Source organism: Rhodococcus sp. NPDC057529 (genome assembly GCF_042802055.1).
Lineage (GTDB): Bacteria > Actinomycetota > Actinomycetes > Mycobacteriales > Mycobacteriaceae > Rhodococcus_F.
In genome coordinates this window covers 346,214-365,727 of record NZ_JBHVEY010000004.1, presented here as the reverse complement: position 1 = coordinate 365,727, position 19,514 = coordinate 346,214, and the positions used below count along the sequence as shown (strand labels likewise).

The 19,514-nt window shown below is 67.0% G+C and carries 21 protein-coding genes; 17 read left to right on the top strand and 4 right to left on the bottom strand.

Annotated features, from left to right (window positions below):
- Positions 1 to 569: 569 nt before the first annotated feature.
- Positions 570 to 842, top strand: a complete 273-nt coding sequence (locus ACFU5V_RS10035) for a hypothetical protein (protein ID WP_378439740.1) — start codon at positions 570 to 572, stop codon at positions 840 to 842.
- Positions 843 to 918: 76 nt separating this feature from the next.
- Here ACFU5V_RS10035 and ACFU5V_RS10030 read toward each other — a convergent pair whose 3' ends face one another.
- Complete coding sequence (locus ACFU5V_RS10030; RefSeq protein WP_378439738.1) at positions 919 to 1,269, bottom strand: hypothetical protein; 351 nt, start codon at positions 1,267 to 1,269, stop codon at positions 919 to 921.
- Between the two features lie 722 nt (positions 1,270 to 1,991).
- On the opposite strand from ACFU5V_RS10030, the gene ACFU5V_RS10025 reads away from it, so the two are divergent.
- The 7 genes from ACFU5V_RS10025 to ACFU5V_RS09995 all read left to right on the top strand — a co-directional run bounded on the left by ACFU5V_RS10025 (position 1,992) and on the right by ACFU5V_RS09995 (position 9,985).
- Positions 1,992 to 3,140 carry an anti-sigma-D factor RsdA gene (locus ACFU5V_RS10025; RefSeq protein ID WP_378698801.1) on the top strand — a complete coding sequence of 383 codons (1,149 nt, stop codon included), beginning with the start codon at positions 1,992 to 1,994 and terminating at the stop codon, positions 3,138 to 3,140.
- A 334-nt stretch (positions 3,141 to 3,474) separates the two neighbouring features.
- Positions 3,475 to 3,636 (top strand): hypothetical protein, encoded by a 162-nt coding sequence (locus tag ACFU5V_RS10020; protein ID WP_378439734.1) that lies wholly within the window; start codon positions 3,475 to 3,477, stop codon positions 3,634 to 3,636.
- Between the two features lie 142 nt (positions 3,637 to 3,778).
- Positions 3,779 to 4,132: a WhiB family transcriptional regulator gene (locus ACFU5V_RS10015; RefSeq protein ID WP_378439732.1), complete on the top strand. Its 354-nt coding sequence runs from the start codon at positions 3,779 to 3,781 to the stop codon at positions 4,130 to 4,132.
- Between the two features lie 176 nt (positions 4,133 to 4,308).
- A complete protein-coding gene (locus ACFU5V_RS10010; protein WP_378698799.1) occupies positions 4,309 to 6,270 on the top strand; it encodes a primary-amine oxidase in 1,962 nt (653 codons plus the stop codon).
- A complete protein-coding gene (locus tag ACFU5V_RS10005) occupies positions 6,263 to 7,702 on the top strand; it encodes an APC family permease (protein WP_378698797.1) in 1,440 nt (479 codons plus the stop codon). Before ACFU5V_RS10010 ends, ACFU5V_RS10005 begins: the two co-directional genes overlap by 8 nt.
- Before the next feature lie 8 nt (positions 7,703 to 7,710).
- Complete coding sequence (locus tag ACFU5V_RS10000) at positions 7,711 to 8,241, top strand: DUF5134 domain-containing protein (RefSeq protein WP_124394692.1); 531 nt, start codon at positions 7,711 to 7,713, stop codon at positions 8,239 to 8,241.
- Between the two features lie 34 nt (positions 8,242 to 8,275).
- The gene (locus ACFU5V_RS09995) at positions 8,276 to 9,985 is read left to right on the top strand and encodes an amidohydrolase (RefSeq protein ID WP_378698795.1); all 1,710 of its coding nucleotides are present in this window, start codon (positions 8,276 to 8,278) and stop codon (positions 9,983 to 9,985) included.
- A gap of 75 nt (positions 9,986 to 10,060) precedes the next feature.
- Here the strand turns inward: ACFU5V_RS09995 and ACFU5V_RS09990 are convergent, their stop codons facing one another.
- Positions 10,061 to 10,330 (bottom strand): hypothetical protein, encoded by a 270-nt coding sequence (locus ACFU5V_RS09990; RefSeq protein WP_083395744.1) that lies wholly within the window; start codon positions 10,328 to 10,330, stop codon positions 10,061 to 10,063.
- A gap of 97 nt (positions 10,331 to 10,427) precedes the next feature.
- Positions 10,428 to 11,933, bottom strand: coding sequence for an ATP-binding protein (locus ACFU5V_RS09985; protein ID WP_378698793.1), 1,506 nt, complete (start codon positions 11,931 to 11,933; stop codon positions 10,428 to 10,430).
- 199 nt (positions 11,934 to 12,132) lie between these two features.
- On the opposite strand from ACFU5V_RS09985, the gene ACFU5V_RS09980 reads away from it, so the two are divergent.
- The 7 genes from ACFU5V_RS09980 to ACFU5V_RS09950 are packed head-to-tail and all read left to right on the top strand — an operon-like array spanning position 12,133 to position 17,769.
- Positions 12,133 to 13,296, top strand: a complete 1,164-nt coding sequence (locus tag ACFU5V_RS09980; protein WP_378698790.1) for an acyl-CoA dehydrogenase family protein — start codon at positions 12,133 to 12,135, stop codon at positions 13,294 to 13,296.
- A gap of 28 nt (positions 13,297 to 13,324) precedes the next feature.
- Positions 13,325 to 13,702, top strand: coding sequence for a hypothetical protein (locus ACFU5V_RS09975; RefSeq protein ID WP_378698788.1), 378 nt, complete (start codon positions 13,325 to 13,327; stop codon positions 13,700 to 13,702).
- A gap of 5 nt (positions 13,703 to 13,707) precedes the next feature.
- A complete protein-coding gene (locus ACFU5V_RS09970; protein WP_378699081.1) occupies positions 13,708 to 14,208 on the top strand; it encodes a nuclear transport factor 2 family protein in 501 nt (166 codons plus the stop codon).
- On the top strand, positions 14,208 to 15,503 hold the full coding sequence (locus tag ACFU5V_RS09965) for a Rieske 2Fe-2S domain-containing protein (protein WP_378698786.1): 1,296 nt from the start codon (positions 14,208 to 14,210) through the stop codon (positions 15,501 to 15,503). The genes ACFU5V_RS09970 and ACFU5V_RS09965 overlap by 1 nt, the downstream gene beginning before the upstream one ends.
- Entirely contained in the window at positions 15,493 to 15,996 is a 504-nt protein-coding gene (locus ACFU5V_RS09960) for an aromatic-ring-hydroxylating dioxygenase subunit beta (protein WP_378432122.1), read from the top strand. The genes ACFU5V_RS09965 and ACFU5V_RS09960 overlap by 11 nt, the downstream gene beginning before the upstream one ends.
- A 28-nt stretch (positions 15,997 to 16,024) precedes the next feature.
- Positions 16,025 to 16,765, top strand: a complete 741-nt coding sequence (locus ACFU5V_RS09955) for an SDR family NAD(P)-dependent oxidoreductase (RefSeq protein WP_378698784.1) — start codon at positions 16,025 to 16,027, stop codon at positions 16,763 to 16,765.
- A gap of 44 nt (positions 16,766 to 16,809) precedes the next feature.
- Positions 16,810 to 17,769, top strand: a complete 960-nt coding sequence (locus tag ACFU5V_RS09950; protein ID WP_378698781.1) for a PDR/VanB family oxidoreductase — start codon at positions 16,810 to 16,812, stop codon at positions 17,767 to 17,769.
- Between the two features lie 6 nt (positions 17,770 to 17,775).
- Here the strand turns inward: ACFU5V_RS09950 and ACFU5V_RS09945 are convergent, their stop codons facing one another.
- Complete coding sequence (locus tag ACFU5V_RS09945; protein WP_378699079.1) at positions 17,776 to 18,396, bottom strand: response regulator transcription factor; 621 nt, start codon at positions 18,394 to 18,396, stop codon at positions 17,776 to 17,778.
- A 225-nt stretch (positions 18,397 to 18,621) separates the two neighbouring features.
- On the opposite strand from ACFU5V_RS09945, the gene ACFU5V_RS09940 reads away from it, so the two are divergent.
- Together ACFU5V_RS09940 and ACFU5V_RS09935 are read left to right on the top strand one after the other, a co-directional pair.
- Positions 18,622 to 19,215: a flavin reductase gene (locus ACFU5V_RS09940; protein ID WP_378698779.1), complete on the top strand. Its 594-nt coding sequence runs from the start codon at positions 18,622 to 18,624 to the stop codon at positions 19,213 to 19,215.
- Between the two features lie 2 nt (positions 19,216 to 19,217).
- Positions 19,218 to 19,511: a DUF485 domain-containing protein gene (locus ACFU5V_RS09935; RefSeq protein ID WP_378698777.1), complete on the top strand. Its 294-nt coding sequence runs from the start codon at positions 19,218 to 19,220 to the stop codon at positions 19,509 to 19,511.
- Positions 19,512 to 19,514: the final 3 nt, after the last annotated feature.

Genomic DNA, 19,514 nt, shown 5'->3' with positions numbered 1-19,514 from the left:
AATCTGTATTCAGGGCGCCGAGCTGGGCGTGCGCGTGGCGGTCCCAGCCCTTCCAACGAATGAGGTTCCGCAAAGCCACTGCGGCGCAGTCTCTCCCGATATCGGATAGCAGTAATTTCGACCCGAGGTCGCAGGTCCCGCACACCCCCGTGCGGAGAGGACGTACAGCGCTCGCACGGCGTCCCGGTGTTTCCGCTTCGCGCGGAACAGAGTTTCCACCGGGTCAGCCGGAGGGCTCGCGATCGATGACCACGAGCGAGCACAGGTCGCCGGTATCTTCTTGCCGACGAACGTTTCTGCCGTGCAGGCGCTCGGCCCCGTACCCCCCACATCACAAACCGGTGTTATGTCGACGCACCAGGTCACAGCACCATCACACCCCGAAAAACCGATACGTAAACCCCTAGCCTGGAAGGCATGGGAGAACCGACATCGGCGCGGAATGTCCACCCCTGAGTCATTCACAACGGATGGAGTGATCTCATGACCGACCTCGACCAACCGACAGCCGAGGCGCGCAGGCAGCTGCACCTCATCAACGCCGCCGCGGCGCCCTGGGCCGTGATCGTATGAGTACCCCCGCTGATCTCGATGAGCGGGTAACCGGGGTCCGGGATGCGCTGCATGCCCTGCGTCGAACCCTCCTCGACCTGGAGCGCACCTACGCAGACCTCGATGCGACCGCGCTCGACGTGGACGAACTCGGCGACCCGACCACCGCGCCGGAGGTGTTGGAGAGCGCCGTCGACGCCCTCCGCGCCGCTCAGGACACGCTCGGAACGGCCGACGCCGACCTCGACGTGGCGAAGCGGCACACCGCACGGTTGAAGGAACGCGAATGACCGCAGCCGCCGTCGGCGGTGCCGAACTCCGAACGAGGTCCGGAAAGGACAATTCCGTCGGCATCGGCAGGCCGCGCTAGGGAACCGCGAAAGTTCCGAATCCTGGAGCGATGGCCAGCTGGAACTGGTGGAGATCGGCGAACGCGTCCGCAGACGCGGCGACGATGCCGCTGCCGGTGACCACCGCCACCGGGATATATCGGCACCAATCCTCGGGGGCGGTGGGCCGACTGAAATCTGTGGGCGTCACGCCGCGGAGCACGGCGGTACCGGCGGCGGCAGTGGACAGGTTTCGCCAGTGCACCGCCACATCGAGACAGTCGGGCGTGACAATCGCACCCGATTGCCGCGCCGTGAAGGTCACTATGCCCGGCACGTCCGTCGTCGCCGACGGCGTTACCGCCACCACCGGTGGCACAGTGCACATCAACAAACTGAAGCATCCCGAAACAAACGTTGCGGGGGCCGCAAACGCCACAGGCACTACGGGGGGCTCCGCCGCCGCGACAGCCGACGATCCGAGCGAGAAAGCACAGCCGGCCACGATTCCAGCGGTCGATGCAACACACCGCCTGCGAGTTGTCCTCCAACGCATCGGTGACCCTCCCGCTTGGGATCTGGCCCGGATCGTGCCGGGCTGCCAGAATACCCGCCCCAGCTCACCGTGTGGTCACGACTGATCTGGATCGCAACCGCCGCGCTACCGGCGATATCACGTCACCACGGCCGACAGAATGCGCGGAATCTTGCCTGCGATGCTCGGGTGTTCCGGAATGGCAGACTGGAGGATAATCCCACTAGGAGGATCGTCCACCCCGCGACGGTGCCCCCGCAATGACGTCGACCCCGGCCCAGGGCCTCAGGACCGCCCGAGTGCGCCGGGGTCGGCCCGCACAGGACGAGTGTGGTAACAAGTCGGGGCCCGTCGCCGAAGTACCAGGTGATAGACCCGAACAGCGGGCGCTGGACTCGAAAGGGCGAGCAGGCAGATGAACGGACTGCCGAGCACGCTGCCGGAAGGCACCGGAAGGTCGTGATCCTCCGCCTCGTGGTCGGTATGTCAGTGAAGGAAACGGCCCCGGCCGTGGGGTAGTTCCACGGGGGTGTCCGCACGGCTCGACACCGAGCCATGGCGGGTGACGAGGGCAGGTGAGAGGTGTGGCCAGGGACATCGAGCGCAACGGCAATCCCGATGCCGATCTCCCGGAAGACGACGCTCCGGTGGACGTCGCGGCTGTGCGCCGCGACGACGCGCTCATCGACGCGATCGCCGGTGGCGAATCCGTCGCGACGGATTCGCCGGAACAGGACCAGCTCGCGCTTCTGCTGACCAGTTGGCGCGCCGACATCGTGTCGACGCCGATGCCGTCGGGTCCGCTGCTGGACGACGTGATCGCGGCGATCGACGCCTCGGACGCCCGTTCCGCACGCAGTGCCGCCCGCGGCAAGCTCCGGCTGTTACGGCCCATCGCAGGTGCCGCCGCCGCGATCGCGGTCGTCATGGGCGGTGTCACCATTCTTTCGTACGACGCCGCACCCGGCGATCCGCTGTGGAGCGTCAAGTCGGTCGTGTTCAGCCAGCAGGCCGACTCGACCGTCGCGCAGATCGACACCACGTCGCAGCTGCAGGAGGCCGAACGGCTGATCGCCGCGGGCGACACGGAGTCGGCGAGGAACCTGCTCGAGGGCGCCGCCGACCGTTCCGGCGAGGTACGCGACGCCGACACCCGCAACGAACTCGAGGTGTGGCGGGCGAAGCTGGCCGCGGAACTGGAGAAGATCGCTCCCACCACACCCCCGGCGACGACAACGCCCGGTACCACCACCCCCGCGCCGACGCAGACCACCCCACTGCCTGCCACCGTGCAGGGGACACCCGGAACCACGACGGTGCCGGGAGTCGGGCAGTTGCCGGGAACCCTGCCCACGGATCTGCTGCCTCCCGGACTGCCGCCCACTTCGGTGACGCCGCTACCCACCTTGCCGCCGCAGCTTCCGCTTCCGCCCGAGACGTTGCCGTCCACCAGCCCTGAACCCCCCATCACGGTGGTCCCGCCGCCGGAGCCGCCCCTGCCTGTGCCGTCGGACGACCCGACCACACAACCACCCATTCAGCAGCCGCCGCCGGAGCCTTCGACGGCGCCGCTGCCGCCGCCTGCGCCACCCGACAACCCGACCACGCAACCACCCCCACCTGCGCCGTCCGACAACCCGACCACACAACCACCCATTCAGCAGCCGCCGCCGCCGGAGCCTTCGACGGCGCCGCTGCCGTCGGAGCCATTCCCGACCAGCTGAGGAAACGCCTGCGCTCCGCATTGACCATTCGATCCGCGCGCGACGCACGGAGCACCCCAAAACTACTGTGCACCACAGCTTCCATTGCGCGTGAACACCAAGCAGTCCCGTTCGCCCCATGCAACACCCGGAGGATCTCAGTGCTCATGTCCTCCGAAACGAGCCGCGTCGCATACCGGCCCGGCACCGATCACCGGGGAAAGGACCTTGTCCCCTATCCGCGCCACCGCATGAGCCCGAACACTGACAGGGACCGGGATCACGGTGACGGGCAGGGGTTGCCCTGCGCCTTGGCCATCGTGCGTCCCACGACTGTGCGACCGAGAGAATCCTGATGACACGCCTACACGGTTCGCCCGACAGCGCACCGCACCATGCAATTCCCACGCACCGAGCGCTCAGTACGCCGGAGATCTTGCAGCGGATCCAGATGATGTACGCCGATCGAGACGAGAACGGCCCGGCCGGCACCGACGAAAACCCGTCCCCGCTCTGACGTACCGATGCGACGAGTAATGTCCGGCAGCGGCGCCTGATGTTCGCCGGCCGGCGGTGCCGTTCCTGCCGGCGCAAGCCCCGTGCTCCGCCTGAGCACCGGATCGTGTAACCGTTCGACTCCGAAAGCGACCCACCCAGCAGTGTCTGATCATTCGCACCACCACACCCATGTCCACGGGAACTGGCAGGACCGCGCCTCCTGCCGCGGCACCGACCCCGACGTGTTCTTCTCCTCTGACGGTGAACGTCGCCGAGTCCGCGCCCAGCGCGAGCACACCGCCAAACAAATCTGCCAGGAGTGCCCCGTGCTCACCGACTGCCGCACCCACGCCCTCACCGCCGCCGAAACACACGGCATCTGGGGCGGCCTGTCCGAAAACGAACGCGCCCGCCACACCCGACGTACCCGCCTCGCGGCCCGAACCCCGGGAGCCCGTCGCTCCACGGCGCCCTCGGTGAATCCGACGAGCCGGACACGTCCCTCGAACAGCTGACCGCCGGCAGGAAAGTCCCGGCCACCCGCGTCGCTCGACTCCGACCCGGTCAGATTTCTGACCGAACGGTCAGTAAATCCGGGCTCCGAAACTCACTGTTTACACGAGGGCACCTCCGATGTAACGTACGTCACTAAGCTTTTTATTCAACACCCGTAGAACCAAAGGATCGCGACATGCCCACCCTTTCCCCTGCGCGTATCGACCACCCGCTGTCGCTGCCGACCGTCGACGAGATCGCCTCCCTCCGCGAGATCCTCGAGGCCGCCGACGCGCTGACCGAGCAGACGAGATTCGTCTACGTCGGCCTCGAGGAACCGGACAAGTCGACGCTGTACCCGGCCGAGACCAACGAGACCGATCGCCGATTCCGCGTTCTGCTGCACGACATCTCGTCGCCGAACGCCGTGGACGTCGTGGTGTCCGTGACCCAGCGGTCGGTCATCAGCTCGGTCACCCTCGACGCCACCCGGGACGGTCAGATGCCGGTCCTGGACGAGGAATTCGAACTCGTCGAGCAGGTACTGTCCGCCGACGAACGCTGGCTCGCCGCACTCGCCGCCCGCGGACTCGACGTCGCCGACGTCCGGGTCGCTCCCCTCTCGGCCGGCGTCTTCGACTACCCCGGCGAGACCGGCAAGCGGATCCTCCGCGGGCTCGCGTTCCGTCAGGACCACCCGAGGGACCACGCCTGGGCCCACCCGATCGACGGGCTCGTCGGCTTCGTCGACGTCATGAACCGGACCGTCACCGACGTTCTCGACCTCGGCGCCGTCCCGATCCCCGAGGAGTCGGGCAACTTCGACGACGTCGCCGTCACCGGCCCGCTGCGCACCACCCAGAAGCCTATCGAGATCACCCAGCCCGAGGGCCCCAGCTTCGTCGTCGACGGCAACCGCGTCGACTGGGAGAAGTGGTCGTTCCGCGTCGGCTTCGACGCCCGCGAGGGACTCGTCCTCCATCAGCTCGGATTCGCCGACGGCGACCGGGTACGCCCGATCATCCACCGCGCGTCCATCGCCGAGATGGTCGTTCCCTACGGCGACCCCTCACCGGTCCGGTCGTGGCAGAACTACTTCGACACGGGCGAGTACATGGTGGGCCGCTACGCGAACGCCCTCGAACTCGGTTGCGACTGCGTCGGCGACATCACGTACTTCGACGCCGTCATCGCCGACGAGTTCGGTGCCCCCAAGACGCTGAAGAACGCAGTGTGCATGCACGAGGAGGACTTCGGTGTGCTGTGGAAGCACACCGACCTCTGGGCCGGCTCCGCCGAGACACGCCGCCAACGCCGCCTGGTTATCTCCTTCTTCACCACGATCGGCAACTACGACTACGGCTTCTTCTGGTACCTCTACCTCGACGGCACCATCGAGTTCGAGGTCAAGGCCACCGGCGTCGTGTTCACGTCGGGTCACCCGGGCGGCGACTACCCGTACGCCTCGGAGATCGCGCCCGGCCTCGGCGCCCCGTACCACCAGCACCTGTTCAGCGCCCGCCTCGACATGATGATCGACGGCGACCGCAACTCTGTCGAGGAGGTGCAGACCAAGCGGGTGAAGATGGGCCCCGGGAATGTGCACGGCAATGCGTTCACCCTCGAGCGCACGCCGCTGACGAAGGAATCCGAGGCTCAGCGCCTCGCGGACAACAGCGTCGGACGGGTGTGGCACATCAGCAACTCGAACAAGCTGAACCGTCTCGGCAAGCCGGTGGCGTACGCACTGCACCCGGAGGGGCAGCCGATCCTGCTGGCCGACGACGACTCCTCGATCGCGGCGCGGGCGACGTTCGCCACCAAGCACCTGTGGGTCACCCGGTTCGACGAGAAGGAACGTTACGCGGCAGGCGATTTCGTGAACCAGCACGCCGGCGGCGCAGGACTGCCCAGCTTCGTGGCCGGCGACCGCGATCTGGAGAACGAGGATCTCGTCGTGTGGCACACGTTCGGTCTCACCCACTTCCCGCGCCCGGAGGATTGGCCGATCATGCCCGTCGACTACACCGGATTCACGTTGAAGCCCAACGGTTTCTTCGACCGTAACCCCTCTCTCGACGTGCCCCGCACGACGTCGAAGCACTGCTCGACCGGAGGCAGCAGCAGCTGCCACTCGGACGGAGGCACTGATGTCTGACACCACCACGGGTTCCGGACCCGGCAAGCTACGCGGATCCATCGGCGTCGTCGGGATCGTCTTCCTCGTCATCGCCGCCGCCGCTCCCCTCACGGCGATCGGCGGCGCCCTGCCCGTCATGATCGCGATCGGCAACGGCGCGGGCGCTCCGACGGCCTATCTCATCGCCGCGCTGGTCCTGCTCGTGTTCAGCGTCGGATACGCGGCCATGAGCAGCCACATGGTCGACACCGGCGCGTTCTACGCCTACGTCGCGAAGGGTCTCGGCGAATCCTGCGGGCTCGGGGCCGCCGGTCTCGCGTTGCTGACGTACACCGCCATCCAGGCCGCCGTGTACGGCCTGGCCGCCGCGACCATTCAGGGCCTCGTCGTCCAGTACGGCGGACCCGACCTGCCGTGGTGGATGTGGGCGCTGGTCCTCATCGCGCTGGTGGCCGTGCTCGGGTACCGCAGCATCGATCTGGGCGCCAAGGTACTCGGGGTTCTCCTCGTCCTCGAGATCGGCATCATCCTCGCGCTGTCGTTCGGCGTCCTGGTGCGGGGCGGGGCCGCGGGCATCGACTTCGCGTCGTTCACCCCGACGTCGTTCTTCAGCGGATCACCCGGTGTCGCTTTGATGTTCGCGATCGCGTCGTTCATCGGCTTCGAGGCGACCGCGATCTACGGCGAGGAGGCCCGCAACCCCCGGCGCACGATCCCCATCGCGACGTACGCCGCCGTCATCGTCATCGGACTGGTGTATGCGCTCGCCAGCTGGGCCGTGGTGCTCGCGTTCGGCAGCGACACCGTGTCCGACGCGGCCGCCGCCGACCCTGCCGGGCTGACGTTCGCCGCGGCCGCGCACTTCCTGGGCGGCCCGGCTGCCGACGTCATGGCGATCATGCTCGTCACCAGCCTGTTCGCCGCGCTGCTGGCGTTCCACAACGCCATCTCCCGGTACGTGTTCGCCCTCGCCCGCAAGGGCGCGGCGCCGCGCGCACTGGCCCGCACCCACTCCGAGCACGGTTCCCCGCACGTCGGCTCGATCGCCCAGACGATCTCCGCGACGGTGGTCGTCGGGGTGTTCGCACTCGCCGGCGCAGACCCGGTGCTGCAACTGTTCACCTGGATGGCGGGTCTGGCCACGGTGAGCATCCTGGTGCTGATGGTGCTCACCAGTGTCGCGATCATCGCGTTCTTCGCCCGCACCCGGCTGGACACCCGGCTCTGGCACACCCGCATCGCCCCGGTGCTGGGCTGCGTGGGTCTGGTCGCCGTCACCGGATTGGTGCTCGACAACTTCACCACGCTGATCGGCGGGTCGGAGCTGCTCGCGGACATCCTGCTGGCCGTGATCGCCCTGTTCTTCGTCGCCGGACTTGTCGTCGCCCGGGTCACCCGGCAGAGCCGGGCAGATGTCGCGGACAGCCGCGAACTCACCCCCACGATCTGAGTCCGACGATGTTCGAGATCCCTGCCGTGCACGCGGCGATGTTCGTCGGAGCGGTCGGGGCCCTCGTCCCGATGTGGCGGGCGCACGGAACCGACTGCCGGGTCCAGATTGCGCACGGTGCGATGGCGCTGTCCATGGTCGCGATGATGATCCCCGGCGTGCCGGCAGGGATCCACCTGCTGGAGGGCGCCGTCCTCATCGGCCTCGCTGTGTTCGTCACCGGTGAGACCATGCACCGCCGGACCGCGATTCCGTGCGCGGTCGACCTCACGGCCATGGGGGTGCTGCTGCTCCTGGCGCCGATGTCCGCTACCACCCCGGCGGCGTCGGCGGCGTCGGCGCCGACACCCTCCGGCCACCACCACGGTGGCGCAGGAATCTCGACGGGCTGGCTTCCCCTCGTCGTGCTCGTGTGCTGGGCACTGTCGACCCTGTATCTCTTCCGCTCCACCCCGCGCCGCGAGCGCCGTTCCGGCGTCAAGACCGCGGCAGCGGGATCCGCACTGATGATCCTGGGCATGGCCCCGATGGCCGCCTGACCGCCCTCCCACCGACAGCACCCTGGAGGAACCGATGAGTTACGCCGATGCCGTCTACACCCGCGGCAAGGTCTTCACCGTCGACGAGGACTTCACCATCGCCACCGCCCTCGCGGTCCGCGACGGACTCGTCCACGCGGTGGGCACCGACGCGGAGATCGAAACCCTGATCGGACCGGACACCGTGGTCACGGATCTCGGTGGGAAGACGATCCTCCCGGGGATCAACGATTCGCACCTGCACGCCATCGCCTACGGACTCGACACGCCGCCGCTCTCGCTCGACGTGTCGTTCCCGGCCGTCCGGTCGATCTCCGATGTCCGCGAACGCGTGCGGGAGGCCGCCTCGGCCGCCGAGGACGGCGCCTGGATCATCGGAACGGGCTGGGACGACGGCTATCTCGACGAATGCCTCGCCGAGGACGGGCGGACGCCGACCCGCTGGGACCTCGACGAGGTGTCCCCGAACAATCCCGTGTTCCTGCAGGATTTTTCCCGTCACACGTCGTGGGTGAACAGCGCGGCACTCGCCCTCGCCGGGGTGGACGAGACCACCCCGTTGCCGCCCGGCAGCCTCATGCCCATTGGCGAGGACGGCCTGCTGACCGGCATCGTCATGGAGGGGGCGCAGGCCCTCGTGCAGAGGGTGCTGCCCGCCCTCACCCGGGAGCGCCGGGAGGAAGCACTCCGCTCGGCGATCTCGATCCTGCAGAGCGAGGGGATCACCAGCTTCACCGACCCCGCGATCGGCCCCGGCGGCGAAGCGCTCGCCGGCGGCGCGATGGGCGCGGAGGGCCTGTCGGTGTACGCCGACCTCGCCCGCCGCGGAGAACTGGGCGCCCGCGTCAACCTTCTCCTCCTGCCCACCGGAATGTCCGGTTCCGCCGAGGATTTCGGGAAGAACCTCGCCGGCATCGACGTTCCGGACACGGTGGACCCACGAATGTTCCGGGTCCTCGGGGTGAAGGTGTTCGCCGACGGCATCCCGCCGAGCAAGACCGCGTGGATGCACGAGGAGTACGTCGGCGGCGGCTGCGGATCCCTGTGCGTCGGCGGCGACACCGACGAACGGCAGGTGTACGAGGTGACCGAGATGGTCCGCATCGGCCACGAGGCCGGCTACCAGATCGGTGTGCACGTCACCGGCGACCGTGCCATCGACACCGTCGCCGAGGCGATCATCGCCGCACAGAACGCGCACCCCCGCGCGGATGCCCGGCACTACCTGATCCACGGCGACTTCATCAGCGAAGCCACCCTGAAGCGGTTGGCCGACAACGACATCGGCGTCAACATGAACCCGACGATCAAGTGGACCATCGCCGACCTCGAGGTCGGGGTGGTCGGGACCGAACGTGCCGCCTACGAGTGGCCGTATCGCAGCGCCGTCGAATCCGGGGTGCACCTGATGAGCAGTTCCGATGCGCCGGTCACACCACCCGACTGGCGCCAGGGCATCTCGACGATGATCCTGCGGGAGAGCAAGGCCAGCGGCGCGGTGAGCGGACCCGACCAGACCATCGGGCTCGCCGACGCCGTGCGGACCTACACGATCAACGCGGCCTGGCAGGACTTCGCCGAAGACTGGAAGGGGTCACTCGAGGCCGGCAAGGTGGCCGACCTGTGCATCCTCGACGGCGACCTCGAGACAGCTCACCCGCACGACATCCCCGCGATGCAGGTCGTCACGACCGTGCTGGGTGGGAAGGTCGTGTTCGAGCGCGTCACGGAGAGTGTCGCGTAGGCCCGATACCGACGACATCCGAACGGCCGGTTCACCACTGCTGTAGGTGAACCGGCCGTTCGGCGTCCGGGCACGTCACTGCGCCCAGGCGGCCTCCGCGATCCAGTACTCGCTTCCGTCGGCGCTGATTCCGCGTTGCCAATCGGTGGTCCGCCGCAGGTTCGGCTCGACGCGCGCGGTGGCCACGTCGGCGCCGTCCGGTCCGTCCTCCCGCACCTGCCAGTGCACCCAGTTCACTTCGTTGCCGTGCTCGTCGTGCACGAACAGGTCGACGTGATGCCAGCCGTAGCGGTGGGTGTCGGCGTAACACGTCAGGAATGTGCGATGGTGATGCGAATAGTCCACGAGGTACCTCCGGGGCCGCGGTGGTTTTCCCATAACGCTAGAACCGGATCGTGCTCAACGGAATCCAAGAAACCTTTACCCCGGTGCGTGTGGTCGCTCAGCGGTTCGGGTCGACCGGTAGCGTGAACGTGAAGACCGCCCCGTGTGGATCGTTCTCGCGTGCGGTGATCGTCCCGCCCTGGCGGGTGATGATGCGGTGGCTCAGCGCGAGTCCGATTCCGTGGCCCGTGGACTTCGAGGTGAACGCGCCGTCGAAGATTCGGCCGTCCGGGACGTGCGAGAGACCCTTGCCGTGGTCCTCGACGCTCACGACGCCCTCCGTATTGGTGGCCTCGGTGCGGACGGTCACGATGCGGTCGGCGGCCGGCCATTCCGCCATCTCGTCGATGGCGTTGAAACACAGGTTCAGGACGACCTGCCCGGTGAGCACCCGCTCGCACACGACGGCGACCGGTTCGGGCGCGCGGAGGTATTCGACGTGAACGCCCTTCTGCCGCGCGCGGATGTCGGCGAAATACGCGCATTCGTCGACGATGTCGTTGAGGTCGACGATCTGCTGGGACTCCTCGAGTTGCGTCACGTATTCGCGCAGGCTCCGGACGATCTGATTGGCCCGGTCGATCTGCTTGCGCGCCTCTCCGAGGCCCCAGCTCACCTCGTCGCGACTGCTCTGCCCGTCACCGAGGCGGCTCTGCGTTCCGGCGATGAAATTGGTGGCGGCCGCGAGCGGCTGGGCCAACTCGTGTGCGATGGCCATGGCCATGTCGCCCATCGCGTTGTAGCGGGCCAGGTAGTTGAGGTATTGCGAGTCCCGCTCGTGCTCCTGTTCGGTGTGGACGTGCTCGGTGACGTCGTGGAAGAGCAGCAGGTGCCCGCTCAGATCATTCTCGATCGCGATGTGCTGGCAGCTTCCCGCGTGCCAGCGGCGCTCCTCGGCTGTCAGTTCCACCTCGTAGCGCAGGCTTTGGGAACCCCCGTCGGCGGTGGTGAGGTCCAGGGCCCGCCGCACGCTCTCCCGTGACTGCCCCGCCCGGCAGAACTCCGTGAAACGTTCGCCGACAAGCGATGCCACCGGGACCTTCAGGAGTTCCGACGCCGCCTCGCTCGCATACGTGATGCGGCTGTCGTCGTCGAGGACCAGGATGCCCTCGGCCATGTTCCGCAGGAACGCGGCCAGGCGGGCCTCGGTGCGGCTGAGGTCGGCCTCGGTGCGCGTGAGGTCGCGGCGCATCGACGTTTCCTGCTCGATGTCGCGGAACTGCACCATCACCACGGTCCGGGCGCTCAGCTCGACCCGGATCGCGATCGCCTCCGTCAGGACTTCTCGCCCGCTCTTCGCGCGATACGCCCATTCGGTGACCGCCGCCCCGTTGTCGACGGCTTCCTGCAGCCACCGCCGTCCCACCGACCGGCGGTAGCGCTTCGCCGGGGAGCTCATGTCGGGGGCCTTGAGCGGTTTGAGTTCCTCGACCGTGAACTCGAGCAGTTCCGACGCAGCCCTGTTGGCCCAGAGGATGTCCTTGGTCGCCGCATCGTGGACCAGGACGCAATAGCGGAGCGACTCGACGAGTTGTTCGTAGTCGGACGGCGCGAGATCGGACAATGCGGCCTCCTTGGGCTCACGTCGAGTCTACTGAGCCCGCAGACCGCGGACACGATAGGGAAAACCTTCAGTCCGGCGCGACATCTCCGCACATACGCGGGAGGAAGCACCGATTGAGTGACGCCCACCACCGCAATAGCGTGAAACTCGACACGAAACACGCCACACCCCTTCTACTTCGCGTCGATCGGAGTATTCGATGACCACCACCGCACCGACCCTCGACACGACGGGCACCGCCGCGAACGGGACGCTGTCGTTCGAGGACGTCCTCGAGCACGTCGCCCTGCGACGGGAAGAGTTCGCTCGCCAGAAGTTCGTTCCCCGCGACATGATCGACGAGTTCAAGCAGATCGGCATCTACCGCGCGGCGACCCCCCGGCAGTTCGGCGGCGACGCACTGCCCCCGAGCGAATTCCTGCGGATGATCGAACGTATCTCCGCGGTGGACGCGTCGGCGGGCTGGGTCGCGAGTTTCGGCTCCGCCCTCGTCTACCTGGCGGCGCTGCCCCTCGCGACGCAGGCCGAGTTGTACAAGGACAGCCCCGACCTCGTCTTCGCCGGCGGCCTGTTCCCGGTGCAACCCGCCGAACAGGTGCCGGGCGGCCTGAAGATCAGCGGGCAGTGGAAATTCGCCAGCGGCTGCAAGGGCGCCGACATCCTCGGTGTCGGCATCCGGGGCGGCGACTCCACCGCCGGCAAGCCCCGCACCGCGCTACTGTGGCCGAAGGACGTCGAGATCGTCGAGAACTGGGACGTGGTCGGCCTCTCCGGCACCGGAAGCCACGAACTGAAAGTCGACGGCGTCGTCGTGCCCGAGGACTGGACGTTCATCCGCGGCGGAACCCCCACCGTCGACGAACCCCTCTACCGCTACCCCTCCATCGCCTACGCCGCGCAGGTGCTGGCCGTCGTCAATCTCGGAGTGGGACGCGCCGCCCTCGACTATGCGATCAAGGTCGGTGCGGGACGCACCGGAATCACCGGAGCGCCCAAGCTCGCCGACCGGGCCTACTACCGCATCGACCTCGCCAAGGCGGAGGCGACGCTGCGGTCCGCCCGTGCCTTCTTCTACGAGGTGACCGACGAGGCGTACGCCACGGTGGTCGCCGGCGATCCGGTCCCGGACAAGCTCGCCGCGCTGCTCCGCCTGTCCTCGACCCACGTCGCGAAGGCGGGAGCGTCCGCCGTGCACACCGCCTTCCAGTTGTCGGGCACCGGCGCGATCTACGACGGCAACGCCATGCAGCGGTACATGCGCGAGGCACTGGTCCCGCCGCAGCATGCCTTCCTCGGCGACGGCATCTACGACAGCGCCGGTGCGGTGCTCATGGACATCCCGCCGTTCCCCGGCTTCATCTGACCACCCGTTTCGAATCGAGGAGATCATCGTGAGCGACACCAAGACCGCACCGCTGCGTGTGCTGTTCTGCATCGGCATCAACCAGAACTTCTTCGACCTCCCGACCGGCCAGGGCGGCCTGGTGTGGAAGGCGTTCTCCGGGATGATGGACGCGCTCGCCGAGACCCCCGGTGTGCGGGTGATCGGGGACATCGACGACGACAGCCACATGGTCGGACCGTCGGACGGCTGGCCGTGGACCTGCTACATCCTCGCCGACGTCGACACCCAGCAGACCGTCAAGGACGTCTGCAACCTCTTCCGCACCACCACGGTCGGCGAGTACACGCTGTGGCGCTACGCGAAGATCGAAGCCCGCATCGGCCGCGCGCTCACCGTCCGCGAAGACGTCGACCTCGGCGTGTGAGCGACATGCACCGTGCGAGCGCACCCGAGCGCATCGAGAAGCGCGAGGCCGTTCACCGGGTGATGTGCCGCTACATGGAACTGTGTGACGTTCCGTCCGTGCAGTTCTCGGCCGAGGAACTCGGCTCCCTCTTCACCGCCGACGCGGTGTGGGAGGGCGTCGGCCACGACTATGCGCAGAAATTCGGCAGGCGGCAGGGCCGCCGGGAGATCGTCGGAGTGCTCACCGCGTACCTTCCACCGAGCTCTCATTTCCGCGGCAATGCGCACCTGCTCGGCAACGAGCAGATCGACGTGGACGGACCCACCGCGCAGGGGCGGTGGGTCATGCAGCAGCTGTCGCGGTACGAGGACGAATCGGCCGAACTGCTCGTCGCCCGCATCACCGCCGAGTGCGAAGTCCGGGACGGCACCGCCCGGATCAGCCACTTCACGACCGAGAAGCTGTTCGCCACCCGCCTCGACGAGGCACCGCGACTGCTCGAATCGAATGGAAAGAGAATGTGATGACCACTTCGCTGGATCCCACAGACACCGGCCTCGCGGACACCGACTTCGCGGACCTCGTCACCGACGACCGCGTGGACGGATCGCTGTACACCGACCCCGACATGTTCGAGGCCGAACTCGAGCGAATCTTCTACCGCACCTGGGTGTGGGTCGCCCACGAGAGCGAGATCCCCGAAGCCGGAAGCTTCAAGATGGCGACCATCGGCAGGCAGCCGGTGATCGTCAACCGCGACCGCAAAGGAAATTTCAACGTCCTGCTGAACCGGTGCCGCCACCGCGGGGCCAGCGTCTGCGAGGTCCCCAAGGGCAAGGCGAACGGGTTCACCTGCCCGTATCACAGCTGGTCGTACGCCCTCGACGGGCGGCTGCGCGGCATCCCCTACCCCGACGGCTACGACGAGGACCTCGACAAGAAGGATCTCCCGCTGCAGAGCCTGCGGGTGGAGTCGTACGCGGGCATGATCTTCGCCAGCTTCAACCCCGACATCGAACCCCTCGACGACTTCCTCGGCGACGCGAAGGTGTGGATCGACCTGTTCATGAAGCAGGGCGCCGGCTACCCGATCAAGACCCAGGGCGAGCACTGCTTCCGCTTCCGCGGCAACTGGAAGATCCAGTTGGAGAACACCACCGACGGCTACCACTTCCCCATCGTGCACCGATCCTGGATGTCCTCCGTCGACGCCGAAACCGCCGACATGCTCTCCTTCATGACCGACGACAACGCCGTCACGCACGCGCTCGGCAACGGCCACAGCGTCGCCATCATGGTCCCGGAGCACGTCGACCTCGACCACGACGACGGCACCGAGAAGATTCAGGCCCGCTTCGACCACATCGTCGAGGAACTGTCGAAGACGATGCCCGCCGACCAGGTCCGCCGCATCGTCCGGTCCATGCACGGCGCCGGGTTCAACCTCAACATCTTCCCCAACGTCGCGATGTCGATGTCGTTCTTCCGGGTACTGCGCCCGATCGCGGTCGACGAGACCGAGATCCGGCACATCGCCCTCGGCATGGACGGCGGACCCGAGATCGTCAACCGTGAACGTCTCCGCATCCACGAACATTTCCAGGGCCCGTTCGGTTTCGGCAGCCCCGACGACTCCGAGGCCTGGGACCGGGTGCAGCGCGGCTCCCGCGGTGCACCCGGAATGCCGATCATGGTGAACCGCGGTCTGGGTCGTGAAGCACTCGACAGCGACGGGCACCGTACCTCGCACGTCACCGACGAAACCGGAATGCGCGAGGCGTACGCAATGTGGAAGAAGATGATGACCGATGAGCACTGACCTCCTGACGATCGCACTGTCCGACACCCGGGTACTGCAGGCGATCGAACTCGTCTGGCACGAAGCGGCCCTGCTCGACGCCAAGGACTACCAGACCTGGGACGCCCTGTGGACCGGCGAAGGCCGGTACGTCATTCCCATCGACCCGGACACCGACGACTTCGACGGATCGCTGAACATGGTGAACGACGACACCCGGATGCGGCGCATGCGGATCGAGCGCCTGACGTCCGGCTACTCGATGTCGGCCCTCGCCGCCGCCCGCACCGTCCGTACCGTGTCCCGCTTCACGGTCGAGGACCGCACCGACGACTCGATCACGCTGAAGTCCGCGCAGATCCTCGTGGGCTTCAAACGCGACGACCAGCAGACCCTCGCCGCCGACGTCACGCACCGCATCCGCTACACCGAGGACGGCCCACGGCTGGACCTGAAGGTCATCCGGCTCGTCAACTCGCAGGCCGCGGTCAACGCCTCCGGCTACCTCCTCTGACCCTTCCCTCCAGAAATAGGAGTTCGACATGGATCACGTCGCAGTAGTCACCGGCGCCGGACGCGGACTCGGCGCCGCCATCGCCCGCCTGTTGCACGACCGCGGATATCGCGTACTGGTCGCGGACATCGACGAGGCCGCCGCGAAAGAGACTGCGGTGAGCCTGGACTCCTCCGGGAACACCGCCGTCGCCGCCGCCCTCGACGTCCGGAAGAAGTCCGACTTCGAGTCCCTGCGCGACCGCGTCGTCGACCTCTGGGGTGGGGCGGACGTTCTCGTCAACAATGCCGGCCGTTCCCAGACCGGCTCGTTGATGGACATTGCGTCGGAGGAATTCTCGGACATCGTCGAAATCAACCTCAACGGTGCGTTCCTCGGCTGCCAGGTGTTCGGAAGTCACTTCGCCGAACGCGGCTACGGCCGCATCGTCAACATCGCCTCGCTCGCCGGCCAGAACGGCGGCACGGCGACCGGCGCCCACTACGCGGCCGCGAAGGGCGGCGTCGGGACGCTGACCAAGGTCTTCGCCCGGGAACTCGCACCGTCGGGTGTCACCGTCAACGCGGTGTCGCCCGGACCGCTGGACCTGCCAGTGGTGCGCGAGACGGTGCCCGCGGACACGCTCGCGGCCATTCTCACCACCATTCCCGTGGGCACACTGGGGTCGCCCGAATTCATCGCCGAGACGGTCGCCCTCCTCGCGTCCCCGGCCGCCGCGTCGGTGACCGGAGCCTGCTGGGACGTCAACGGCGGCCTGTACATGCGCTGACCCCCGCTCGAGGGCGACGGGTCGCAGCACCGGAGGAAATCACCATGAGCATGTTCACTGTCACGGTCGCGGAAATCGTCGAGGAAACGCCGGACATCAAGTCGTTCCGGCTGGTCCGGACGGACGGTTCACCGTTCGACCCGTACCCTGCGGGCGCCCACATCGACATCCTCGGACCCACCGAGGTCCTCACCCAGTACTCGCTGTGCAGTCCGCCGCACGAGTCCGAATCGTATGTCGTCGCCGTCAAACGCGAGACCGGTCCGCGCGGCGCCTCGGCCGCGCTGCACGATCACGTGACGACCGGCAGCGAGTTGCGGATCAGCGGGCCGCGGACACTGCTCACGCTCGCCGAGGACGCCGATCGGCACATCCTCGTCGCGGCGGGGATCGGGCTGACGCCGATGCTGAGCCTGGCGTTCGCGTTGCATCGGCAGGGACAGCGATTCGACCTGCACTATTTCGCGCGCACGAGGGCGCAGGCCGCGTTCGTCGACCTGCTGGAGAATGCGGATTTCCGGCAAGACGTGCACCAGCACTTCGGCCTCACGCGGGACGACCAGTTCTCGGCGCTCGAGAAGATCCTGGCGGACGCGTCCGCCGCCACCCACGTCTACACGTGCGGCCCCGAAGGTTTCATGGATCGGGTGCGCCAGTTGGCGGAACCTGCGGTCGGCGAGGACGCGGTCCACTTCGAACACTTCGAGGCGGCGACGCCTGCCGCGACCGAGTCGGATACGGCGTTCGAGGTGGAACTCGACACGGGCGAGGTGTTCGAGGTGCCGGCCGGAAAATCCATCGCCGACGTACTCGAAGAGAACGACATCGAGATCGACACCTCGTGCCGGGAAGGGATCTGCGGCACGTGCGTGATGGACGTGCTCGAGGGCGAACCCGACCACCGGGACAATTGCCTCACCAAGAGTGAGAGAAAGGCGGGAGACAGAATTGCCGCGTGTGTGTCGCGCGCGAAATCCGCGCGACTCGTCGTCGAGCTTCCCTGAACACTGTCAGGTCACGGAAAGTCCGGCCTGCAGAATGTCGCGCACGAGAACCGCAATGCTTTCTGCTCCGGTCTTCTCCTTGATGCGCGTGCGATGCACGTCGACCGTCTTCACGCTGATACCCAGTTCTTTGGCGATATTCTTGCTCGGCAGCCCGTCGAGCACGAGTGCGAGAATTTCCCGTTCCCGCACCGTCAGCGCGTCTATCCGACCCTGCAATTCCGTACGGTTGCGGCGCTCGCCGAATCGTTGCCGCGCGACCCGGAGCGCATCCTGGATCACGTCGAGCATGTGCTGCGGGTCGTAGGGCTTCTCGATGAACGTCAGCGCGCCTTGCTGCAGTGCCCGCACCGACATCTTGATGTCGCCGTGGGCCGACACGAAGATGATCGGAATCGGGGATTCGTCGGCGAGGAGTGTCTCCTGGAGCTGGAATCCCCCGACTTCCGGCATCCGCACGTCCAGGACGAGGCAGGCCGGGATGTCGCGGCGGTACTCCTCGAGGAACGACTGCACCGAGAAGTAGTACTCCGACGTGATGTTGACCGAATCGAGCAGCCACGCAAGCGATGCGCACAACTCTTGATCGTCGTCGACGATGTAAACCCGTGTTTCTTGCTGCTCCATCGAATCCTGCCTCGCACAGATGGCTTGCTTGCCCGTCCAGTCAACACCGACCGTAACGGAAGCGACAGGCAACTGAAGAAATCCCCTACCCGGATACGCGACTTCCTGCGAGAAAGTAGCGTCGCCGCCAATGTTCCAGCGCACGAGCGCGTCATATCCTTCTGTGCAGGATCGCCGGCGCCACGTGGTGACACGACATCCCGTTCCGACTCACGGAGGCTGAAAATGCCCGAACTCACTCCCATCCAATCGAACTTCCGCACCGCCATGGCGAATCTGCCCGCCGCGGTCAACATCGTGACGACCGACGGCCCCGCCGGGCGCTGCGGAATGACCGTCACCGCCGTCTGCTCGGTGACCGACTCCCCTCCCACAGCTCTCGTGTGCATGAACCAGAACAGCGCGATGCACAACGTGTTCCGGGAGAACGGCCGAGTCGGTATCAACGTGCTCTCCGGCGACGACGAGGAGCTGGCCATGCATTTCGCGGGCGCGACGAAAGTGGCGATGGCGGACCGCTTCCAGTGGGACATCTGGGAGGAGGACACCGACGACGGGGTTCCGATCCTGCGCGCCGCCCATGTGGTGCTTGCGGGCCGGATCTCGGACACCGAGACCGTCGGATCGCATTCGGTGATGTTCATCGAACTCGACCGCGTCCAGGCGCGCGAACAGGGCGACAGCCTCGTCTACTTCCAGCGCAAATTCCACCGTTTGTCGGTCCCGGTCGAGTCTCCCGACTGGCTGTTCTACGACGAATGGTCCGATCCGATCACCGTGACACCCGCCCTCGTTCCCACCGCAGCCGGAGGTAGATAGACATGGACACCTCGCCACCTCGAGAACGACTCCCGCAGAATTCCGACCTGCAGGAGCTCGCAGATACTCGTGCCGCCTTGACCTTTCGCCTCAGCGCGCTGGTCCTCGCCCTGTTCCTGCCCCTGCCGATCCTCGGCGGGTTCACCTCACTGCTGGACGGCGTCGTGTTCAGCGGTGTCACCGTGGCGTGGCTCTACGCCGTCGCACAGTTCGTCGTCGCCATCGTCGTGGCCCGGTACTACATGGTGCGTGCCGCCGAACTCGACGCCCGAACCTCTCCCCGGGCGAAAGGATAACGC

Excerpts from the sequence above, each read along its gene's own strand:
- ACFU5V_RS09965 (WP_378698786.1), top strand. The coding sequence starts at position 14,208 with ATGACCACTTCGCTGGATCCCACAGACACCGGCCTCGCGGACACCGAC.
- ACFU5V_RS09980 (WP_378698790.1), top strand. The coding sequence starts at position 12,133 with ATGACCACCACCGCACCGACCCTCGACACGACGGGCACCGCCGCGAAC.
- ACFU5V_RS09960 (WP_378432122.1), top strand. The coding sequence starts at position 15,493 with ATGAGCACTGACCTCCTGACGATCGCACTGTCCGACACCCGGGTACTG.
- ACFU5V_RS09950 (WP_378698781.1), top strand. The coding sequence starts at position 16,810 with ATGAGCATGTTCACTGTCACGGTCGCGGAAATCGTCGAGGAAACGCCG.
- ACFU5V_RS10010 (WP_378698799.1), top strand. The coding sequence starts at position 4,309 with ATGCCCACCCTTTCCCCTGCGCGTATCGACCACCCGCTGTCGCTGCCG.
- ACFU5V_RS10030 (WP_378439738.1), bottom strand. The coding sequence starts at position 1,269 with ATGTGCACTGTGCCACCGGTGGTGGCGGTAACGCCGTCGGCGACGACG.
- ACFU5V_RS10005 (WP_378698797.1), top strand. The coding sequence starts at position 6,263 with ATGTCTGACACCACCACGGGTTCCGGACCCGGCAAGCTACGCGGATCC.
- ACFU5V_RS10035 (WP_378439740.1), top strand. The coding sequence starts at position 570 with ATGAGTACCCCCGCTGATCTCGATGAGCGGGTAACCGGGGTCCGGGAT.
- ACFU5V_RS09955 (WP_378698784.1), top strand. The coding sequence starts at position 16,025 with ATGGATCACGTCGCAGTAGTCACCGGCGCCGGACGCGGACTCGGCGCC.
- ACFU5V_RS10020 (WP_378439734.1), top strand. The coding sequence starts at position 3,475 with ATGACACGCCTACACGGTTCGCCCGACAGCGCACCGCACCATGCAATT.
- ACFU5V_RS09935 (WP_378698777.1), top strand. The coding sequence starts at position 19,218 with ATGGACACCTCGCCACCTCGAGAACGACTCCCGCAGAATTCCGACCTG.
- ACFU5V_RS09995 (WP_378698795.1), top strand. The coding sequence starts at position 8,276 with ATGAGTTACGCCGATGCCGTCTACACCCGCGGCAAGGTCTTCACCGTC.
- ACFU5V_RS10000 (WP_124394692.1), top strand. The coding sequence starts at position 7,711 with ATGTTCGAGATCCCTGCCGTGCACGCGGCGATGTTCGTCGGAGCGGTC.
- ACFU5V_RS09940 (WP_378698779.1), top strand. The coding sequence starts at position 18,622 with ATGCCCGAACTCACTCCCATCCAATCGAACTTCCGCACCGCCATGGCG.
- ACFU5V_RS09945 (WP_378699079.1), bottom strand. The coding sequence starts at position 18,396 with ATGGAGCAGCAAGAAACACGGGTTTACATCGTCGACGACGATCAAGAG.
- ACFU5V_RS09970 (WP_378699081.1), top strand. The coding sequence starts at position 13,708 with ATGCACCGTGCGAGCGCACCCGAGCGCATCGAGAAGCGCGAGGCCGTT.